We start from the raw sequence: 1305 nt of genomic DNA on the forward strand, positions 1-1305 counted from the left end.
GGACCTGACCCCTGTTAGGTAGACACCTGATATCCAGCCCGGTTGGGTTGGGAAGAAAGGTAATCTACCACCATGCCTAGGTACTCCGAACAGTTCAAACGTGATGCTGTAGCCCTCTACGAAAACAATGAGGACCTTTCACTTCACGCGGCTTCAGCAGAGCTTGGAGTCAATCGTTCCTCACTTTATTCCTGGCTTAAGCAGTACGGCACCGGCAAACGTGCCCGCACGAAGACCCTGCGTGACAAGGCCCAAGCGACGACTGATTCTGAGCGAATCCGCCAGTGAGACAAGAGAAGTCTCGAAGCTGCGCGAAGAACGCGACATCCTGCGCAAGGCCGCGAAATATTTTGCTTAAAGAGACACGCTGGTAATCCGCTTCCAGTTTGTCTATGACCACCGAACCGAATACTCGGTTAAGCGGATGTGCCACGTGTTAAAGCTCAATCGCTCCTCGTTCTACAAATGGGCCAACACTCGCGAAAAACGCAGGTTAAAGATGTGTTCCGATGCCCTTATTGGTGCAAAATCAAGACCCCTTTTGATGATGAGCACGGGCTTTATGGTGCTAAACGCATCGCTGCGAGCCTCAACAGTGATACGGATTTCGGCCCGATCAATCACAAGAAGGTCGCACGCATCATGAAATCCATGGGGCTTAAAGGCTTTACCAAGCGCCGCCGATGTGTCACTACCAAGCGTAAGCCTGGTCATCGAGTCATGCCAGATCTAGTAGGCCGCAAATTCACCGCTGACAGGCCGAACCACGTCTACGTAGGTGATATCACCTACCTGCCGTGTAAGGGCGGCAAGAACATGTACCTGGCCACGGTCATCGACGTCTACTCGCGCAAACTCGTCGGCCATGCACTAGCCGATCACATGCGGGTATCGCTGGTTATCGAAGCTTTATTTCATGCAAGGAAAGTCCGTGGAAGCCTTAAAGGGGTAATTTTCCATTCCGATCATGGCAGTGTGTACACCTCACAGGCTTTTCAAGACCACTGCGCCCAGCTTGGTGTGCGCCAATCCATGGGAGCAGTGGGAACGAGTGCCGATAATGCCCTAGCAGAATCCTTTAACGCCGCCTTAAAGCGTGAAGTCCTGCGTGATAGGAAACTCTTTGAAAGTCCAATCAGCTGCCGCCAGGAAGTCTTCCGATGGTGCATGCGCTACAACACGCGCAGACGGCACTCCTGGTGCAACCTTCTAGCCCCCGATGACTTCGAAGCGCTTAATTCAGCTACACTGACCCAAGCAGCATAGCTAACCCCCGACGTGTCTATTTTCCGGGGGCCAGGCCCA

1 pseudogene is annotated in these 1305 nt (G+C 53.0%); it reads left to right on the forward strand.

Annotated elements, in window-relative coordinates:
• Nucleotides 1-72: 72 nt before the first annotated feature.
• Nucleotides 73-1266 (forward strand): annotated as a pseudogene (locus tag CORTU0001_RS05770) (IS3 family transposase).
• Nucleotides 1267-1305 lie beyond the last annotated feature (39 nt).

Origin of the sequence: Corynebacterium tuberculostearicum SK141, assembly GCF_000175635.1 — a bacterium.
Taxonomy (GTDB): Bacteria; Actinomycetota; Actinomycetes; order Mycobacteriales; family Mycobacteriaceae; genus Corynebacterium; species Corynebacterium tuberculostearicum_C.